This is a genomic window from Streptomyces turgidiscabies Car8, assembly GCF_000331005.1.
Classification (GTDB): Bacteria; Actinomycetota; Actinomycetes; order Streptomycetales; family Streptomycetaceae; genus Streptomyces; species Streptomyces turgidiscabies.
Genome location: NZ_AEJB01000021.1, coordinates 1 through 5,647 on the forward strand (window position 1 = coordinate 1; position 5,647 = coordinate 5,647).

Annotated in this window: 10 protein-coding genes; all 10 read right to left on the minus strand. The window is 70.7% G+C overall.

Annotated features, from left to right (window positions below; genetic code table 11):
- Positions 1 to 802: hypothetical protein (locus tag STRTUCAR8_RS01710; RefSeq protein ID WP_006373657.1), on the minus strand; the 802-nt coding region annotated here is incomplete at its 3' end.
- A gap of 78 nt (positions 803 to 880) precedes the next feature.
- Positions 881 to 1,762 (minus strand): hypothetical protein, encoded by an 882-nt coding sequence (locus tag STRTUCAR8_RS48660; protein WP_006373656.1) that lies wholly within the window; start codon positions 1,760 to 1,762, stop codon positions 881 to 883.
- 60 nt (positions 1,763 to 1,822) lie between these two features.
- Positions 1,823 to 1,999: a hypothetical protein gene (locus STRTUCAR8_RS52225; protein WP_006373647.1), complete on the minus strand. Its 177-nt coding sequence runs from the start codon at positions 1,997 to 1,999 to the stop codon at positions 1,823 to 1,825.
- A 127-nt stretch (positions 2,000 to 2,126) separates the two neighbouring features.
- A complete protein-coding gene (gene ssb / locus STRTUCAR8_RS01720; RefSeq protein ID WP_006373644.1) occupies positions 2,127 to 2,624 on the minus strand; it encodes a single-stranded DNA-binding protein in 498 nt (165 codons plus the stop codon).
- Positions 2,625 to 2,626: 2 nt separating this feature from the next.
- Positions 2,627 to 2,902: a hypothetical protein gene (locus STRTUCAR8_RS01725; RefSeq protein ID WP_006373649.1), complete on the minus strand. Its 276-nt coding sequence runs from the start codon at positions 2,900 to 2,902 to the stop codon at positions 2,627 to 2,629.
- Complete coding sequence (locus STRTUCAR8_RS55530) at positions 2,899 to 3,117, minus strand: DUF6011 domain-containing protein (protein WP_006373651.1); 219 nt, start codon at positions 3,115 to 3,117, stop codon at positions 2,899 to 2,901. Before STRTUCAR8_RS55530 ends, STRTUCAR8_RS01725 begins: the two co-directional genes overlap by 4 nt.
- Positions 3,114 to 3,410, minus strand: coding sequence for a hypothetical protein (locus STRTUCAR8_RS01735; RefSeq protein WP_044471466.1), 297 nt, complete (start codon positions 3,408 to 3,410; stop codon positions 3,114 to 3,116). Before STRTUCAR8_RS01735 ends, STRTUCAR8_RS55530 begins: the two co-directional genes overlap by 4 nt.
- Complete coding sequence (locus STRTUCAR8_RS01740) at positions 3,407 to 3,694, minus strand: zinc finger domain-containing protein (RefSeq protein ID WP_006373646.1); 288 nt, start codon at positions 3,692 to 3,694, stop codon at positions 3,407 to 3,409. Before STRTUCAR8_RS01740 ends, STRTUCAR8_RS01735 begins: the two co-directional genes overlap by 4 nt.
- Complete coding sequence (locus STRTUCAR8_RS01745; RefSeq protein ID WP_006373655.1) at positions 3,691 to 4,389, minus strand: zinc finger domain-containing protein; 699 nt, start codon at positions 4,387 to 4,389, stop codon at positions 3,691 to 3,693. The genes STRTUCAR8_RS01740 and STRTUCAR8_RS01745 overlap by 4 nt, the downstream gene beginning before the upstream one ends.
- Positions 4,386 to 5,456: a helix-turn-helix domain-containing protein gene (locus STRTUCAR8_RS48115; RefSeq protein WP_048818693.1), complete on the minus strand. Its 1,071-nt coding sequence runs from the start codon at positions 5,454 to 5,456 to the stop codon at positions 4,386 to 4,388. The genes STRTUCAR8_RS01745 and STRTUCAR8_RS48115 overlap by 4 nt, the downstream gene beginning before the upstream one ends.
- Between the last annotated feature and the right edge of the window lie 191 nt (positions 5,457 to 5,647).

Sequence of the window (5,647 nt, forward strand, 5' to 3'; positions counted from 1 at the left end):
TCTGGCGTAGGACGTGGCTGTAGATGTGCAGCGCTTTCATGATCTGGTCGGCGCGTTGCCGTACGTCCTCGACGTCCTCGACGACGCCTCGGGCCGGGCCGCGGACGTCGCCGACGGCTGCCTTGTGCATGGCGGCGATGGTCGCGCAGGCGCTGAGGTAGCTCTGCTTGTGCTCGTCCCGCTCGCGCTGTGCGTCCTCCAGCTCGATGGCGACGCCCGTGTACAGGCCGACGGCGTGTTGAACGCGCGCACCACCGACGCGGATCACGTCCTCGGCGAGCATCACCTCGGCGCGGTGGTAACCGGCGAGCAGCTGCTCCAGGGATGCGGCGCCGCTGGACAAGCCCTGCTCGGGATCGTCGACCACGACGGCCTGGCCGTTGGGGAACACGACGCCGTCGAGGGCGCGGGTCCCGGGGCCGACGAGGCGGAACGGGCGGGCCCAGGAGTCGGTGGTCCACCAGTCCGCGTGCTTCTCCTGGCGGCACAGTGCGCACAGGCCGTTGTGGCGGGTGGTGGACTCGCAGCGTGCGCAGTCGCCGGGCGTGCCGGGCGAGGTCTCGGCGCCGTTCATGGCGGCGATGCACGTCGGGCACAGTCCGGCGGGCAGGGCTGCGTCCGGGTCGTCGGCGAACCGGAGGGGTTCGTCGGGGACGACGGCCATGCGCTCGCAGCCGGCCACTGCGAGCGTGCCGGGGGCGGGCTCACCGAAGAGAGCGGGCATGAGGACGGGAAAGACGTGCCGGTAAAGCGGGTCGGCGTCGGCGTACGGCGAGAACGGGTTCGGCAGGACGATGGTCATGCGGGTCTGCTCCTGGTGGTGCGGTGGGATGGTGGCCGGGGCCGCCCCTGGTTCGGACGGGGGCGGCCGTACGCGCGGTCAGGCGCTTCGCTGCTCCTGTGTGATCAGCACGTCGATGCCGCACTCGGGATGGGTGCAGGTGCCGCCGTCGGGCAGGTCCTCTGACGTGACGGGCTCTACGAAGTCGCCAGGCGCTGGCCAGTCCGGGGCGTGGCGAAGACAGCGCAGCATTCGTCCGATGCGGGAGCGGTAGGCGATGGTCCCCGGGGGCGGGAACTGGCAGTCGGCACAGGGCTCCGGGACCGGGCGGGGGTGGTTGTCGCCGTAGTGCTCGACACCGGAGTGCTCCGGATCGGTGGCGGTTCCCTTGCAGCGTTCGCAGGGGACGTCAGCGGTCCCTGTGACGCCCGTCAGCGGCCCGTCAGCTACGGCGTCGAGCGCCAGGAGCCGGACGTGGTTGTGGATCCGCTCGCGCCTCTGGAGCGTCCCGTGTCCGTCCCACTGCGCACGCGGATCCGTCACGTCGACCACGGGCACATGCCGGAACTGCTCAGCCTCGTCGGGCCGGATGTGCCAGGACATCTGCCAACCGCCGGCCACGAGATACAAGACTTGCGTCCCCTCCGGGTCATGCCCCGGGGCGATCACGGCGGTGGCCGGGTGGAGAGCAGCGAGCCAGGCGAGCAGCAGCGCGCACTCGCCGTACGCGTCGTCGCGCTCCCGGATCCGCCCGGCGAGGGCCTCCACGGCGCGCTCGCGGTCCTGCTCGTAAGAGTCGGCGTGGCCCTTCCATCGCGCGGCATCGGACAGGGCGGCGGTGAGGTCCTGCGTGAGGCGGAGGATGTGCTCGCCCTCCGGAATCGGAGGCGTTGTGACGGGCGTCGGCCTGCGGAACAGGCGCGCGAACCAGGGGCGAACCGGTTCCGGTTCCTGGTTCCTGTTGGGGGTGTTGTTGGTCATGGACTGCTCCGGTGTGGTGTCCGGGGCGGGGCCCTGCGTGGGGCCCCTGTCCGCCTGTGGCTACTGCTTGGGTGGTGGGAGGGCGTTGAGTGCGTCGCCGATGGTGTGGGCGAGGTGGCGCCAGCGGGTGGCCAGTTCGGGTGCGGTGTCCTCTCGGGCCTGGGCGGCGACGAAGAGGGCTTCGACGAGTTCGGTGGCGTCTCGGGTGCCGCCGGGGAGGTGGAGGAGGGCGGCCATCAGGTCCCCACTGGTGGTGTGGGCGCTGTCTGGGGTGAGGGTGCTGGTACTGCGTCGCCGGTGCAGTGGCAGGCGAGGAGCAGTACGGCTGCGGTCGCGGTGGCGACGAGGGTTCTGAGGGCGCGCATCAGAATGGGGGTTCGTTGTTGCCGGGGCTGGTGGCCCACGGGTCGTCCTGGGGCGGCGGGCCCTGGCGGGACTGCTGCTGTCCCTGGGGGCGCTGCTGGTTCTGCGCGGGACGCTGTCCGCTCTGGCCGTTCTGCTGGCTCTGTGTGTCCTTGGCCACGGTGGCGACGGCGTACGCGAGGTTGGGGGCGATTGAGCGGATGAGGAGTGCCGGCCGTTCGTGCTTCTGGCCGTCCTTCTCCCACGACTCGGTACGCAGCTCGCCGGTGACGAGGACCTCCATGCCCTTGGAGAGGGATTCGGCGACGTTTTCGGCGAGGCGCTCCCAGACGGAGCCGCGGATGTAGAAGACGTCTCCGTCCTCCCACTCGTTCGTCTGCTTGTTGAGGCGGCGGGAGTTGAAGGCGAGGGGGACGGAGGCGACGGCTTTTCCGGCCGGGGTGAAGCGGAGTTCGGGGTCGGCGGTGAGTCGGCCGACGCCGGTCATGGTGGGCAGCAAGATCAGTTCTCCTCGGTGGTGGTGGGCTGGTGGTCGGGGTGGATGACCGTCATCCAGTCGTCCCAGTCCTCGTCCGGAATGCCGCCACTGCTCTCGTGGCCCTCGACGGGCTGGCTGGTGACGTGGGCGGCGACGGCGGCGAGCTGGGCGTGGACCTGGGCCATGGCGAGGTGGTGCGCGGTGGCCTCCGGGTGGACCGGGCCGCCGCCCGGGCCGTGGGTGAAGGAGGCGGCGCTGAGGTGGCGCTCGGCCTCGCGGTAGTGCTCGGGTCCGGTCAAGGTGATGCCTCCAGAGGGATAACGGGCTGGATGGGGATGGAGGTCTGTCCGGGGTGGACGCTGGGCGTCGTGACGGGCGTGACGGGTGTCGTCACGCGACGCTGACGGGGCATCCGCTTCGGGATCAGCCCGTGCCTTTGTCCGCAGATCGGGCCGTAGCCGCGGGCCTTGGACTCCTCGGTGCGGAGCTGCTGGGGGCAGTAGGCGCACTTCATCGGCGCTTCTTTCGGCGGTGGGCGTCGAGGCTGGTGACTCCTACGGGGAGTTCGAGCTGTTCGGCGCGGGCGGGGCAGAGGGTGCCGACGTGCGGCATGTGCAGGCGTTCCCAGCCGGTCAGCGGGAGGTCCTCGCTGGGGCGGCGGGAGCGCCAGGTGCCGGTGCCGTCGCACCAGACGGCGGTGTTGCCGGCGGGGTCCGGGTCGGGGGCGACGGCGAGTTTCTTCCCGGCCTCCGTGATGGTCCAGAGGACGGGGTGGTGGCAGTCTCTGCACGGGATGAGTCGCTTCATGGCGTGGTGGTCGGGGTGGGGACCGCGGTGGTGCGGGCCTGGTGGATGTCGGGGGTGATGGTGCAGGGGTGTCCGGGGTGGGCCTGGCAGATGCGCTCGGGGCACCGGGTTGACATGACCCGGTCGTATTCGGTGCCGCGGGCCTCGTGGGTGTCCTGCTGCCGCGCGAGGGTTCCGCGCTGGTTCCTGCACAGTTCGCCAACCGGGGCCTTGCACCAGGTGCACTTCACGGACATGGCGGTGAATCGGTACGGCTTGCGCTGACGCGGGATCGGGCCCGTCATGACGCCTCGGCCTCTGGCTCCTGGTCCTCGCGGGCGAGGTTGAGGGCGGCGGCGGAGGCTGCCTTGATTCGGGCCTCGTCGGCGTCGGGGTCGAGCAGCGGGAGCCCGGCGGCGGCGCGCTGCATGTCCTCCAGCCGGATGGGGTGCGGGTCCCTGAGGCGGCGCTTGCCCGCCGTGCAGCTGCTGCCGGCAGCAGCTCCGCAGCGGCGGCAGGCGCGACCGCGGGGGTCCTTGACGGAGTCCCGCCCGGCGGGCATTTTGCCGATGGCGGCGCGGGCCGCAGCTGCACGACCGCTGTACGGGCCGTGATCATCACCTGGGGGCAGCGCGAGGCGCTCGGCGGTCCCGAGGGACCTGCCGATGCTGCTGGGGCCTGTGAGGCCGTCTCCAGCGGCTCGGATGATCTCGCGGATCGCGGCGGCGGACTCCGCACCGGTCTCCAGCGGGTTGCCGTCGTACACGACGTTGGCCAGCTCGATGCGCTCGGTACGGCGGGCCTTGATCTCGGCGATGACGTCGGCCGGGGCGATGAACGGCTGCTTGCGGGCGACGACGAGTACGGCGGTGCGTGCCTCGTCGAGGCTGTACGGGGCGAACAGCTCGCCCCAGACGTCGGGGGTGAACTCGCCGATGCGCTGGGCCGGGCAGGCTGCGGAGATGTACTCCAGCAGCAGGATGGCTTCGTCCTGGGTCACTGACCCTGTCCTTCCTGGGCGGCGGTACGGGCGGCCAGGCGGGCACGGGCACGGTCGAAGACGGTGGTACCGGTGGCCTGGTCGTAGAGGGCGGTGGTGGGCTGCTGGCGCGGGGCAGAGGCGCCTGGGGGCCCGGGGGTGTTCATGGCCTCGTTGACGACGCTGGCGAGCGTCGCGGGGTGGAGGCCCTTCTTCATCCAGTTGGAGATGCCGCGGCGGATCCAGTCCGGGTGGATGCGGTCCTCCTCGAGGAGGACCCGGATCTCCTTGGAGAGTTGGCCGATGACGCGTGACGGCGGGCGCTCGGTGCAGCGCTCCAGCCACTCGCCGACGATCGTCTGCGCGGTGACGGGTGCCTCGGGGGACTCGCCCTCAGCCTCGTCTTCCGGCTCGACGTCGATCACTGCGTCGTCGGGTGCGTCTCCTGTGTCACCGGGGCCAGGTGCGGCGGCGGCACCGGAAGAGCCGACGGGACCCGCGAACGGTTCCTGGTGGTTCTCTGACGGTTCATTGGTGGTTAGGGGGGCACTGAGTGCGTGACATTCGGACGCAGAGTGCGTGACGTCACGCACTGGGAGTGCGTGACTCACGGAGTCTGAGTGCGTGACATCCCCCTCTGTCACGTCGTCTGAGTGCGTGACTGTCACGGACTCTCCATCCGTGACAGTCACGGATTCTGACTGCGTGACACGCTTCTGCCGGGCCCGCCGCTGACGCTCCGCAGCCTGCTTCTTCGCGTCCTCGGCCTCCGCCTCCAGCTCGGCCCAGTCGAACTCCGGACGCTTCAGGTGCATCTGGAGCTTCCACTTCGGCCGGCCGTTCACCGTGCCCTGCCGCTTGATGAGGCGACCGGCCTCCAGGCGTCGCAGAGCCCGCTGCACGGTCCGCTCGTCGTAGCCGGTCCGGTACTGGATCCGGACGTTCGACGGGTGCGAGTTGGAGCCGTCAGGGCGCGCGTGCTCGGCCAGGACCTGGAGGACGTGTCGCGCCGTGCTGTCGGGCCGATCCTTCTCGGTCCGCAGCATCGGGGCGTCGTCCATCGCCCAGGAGACAGCCTCGGTGCTCACGCGCTCCTCATTCGGTAGGGGTGGTGGCCGGTGGGCCCCGTCAACGACCTCGAACAGGACATGCTCGACGCCCTGTTGAACTTCCCCGGGCACGTCATCGTCACCATGCGGACGAAGAACGACTACACGATGGAGGGGAAGACCGTCACGAAGGTCGGCGTCAAGACCGTCCAGCGTGAGGGCGCCGAGTA

Coding starts and splice junctions, on each gene's coding strand:
- STRTUCAR8_RS48660 (WP_006373656.1), bottom strand. CDS start 1,762: ATGACCAACAACACCCCCAACAGGAACCAGGAACCGGAACCGGTTCGC.
- STRTUCAR8_RS52225 (WP_006373647.1), bottom strand. CDS start 1,999: ATGGCCGCCCTCCTCCACCTCCCCGGCGGCACCCGAGACGCCACCGAA.
- STRTUCAR8_RS55530 (WP_006373651.1), bottom strand. CDS start 3,117: ATGAAGTGCGCCTACTGCCCCCAGCAGCTCCGCACCGAGGAGTCCAAG.
- STRTUCAR8_RS01735 (WP_044471466.1), bottom strand. CDS start 3,410: ATGAAGCGACTCATCCCGTGCAGAGACTGCCACCACCCCGTCCTCTGG.
- STRTUCAR8_RS01740 (WP_006373646.1), bottom strand. CDS start 3,694: ATGACGGGCCCGATCCCGCGTCAGCGCAAGCCGTACCGATTCACCGCC.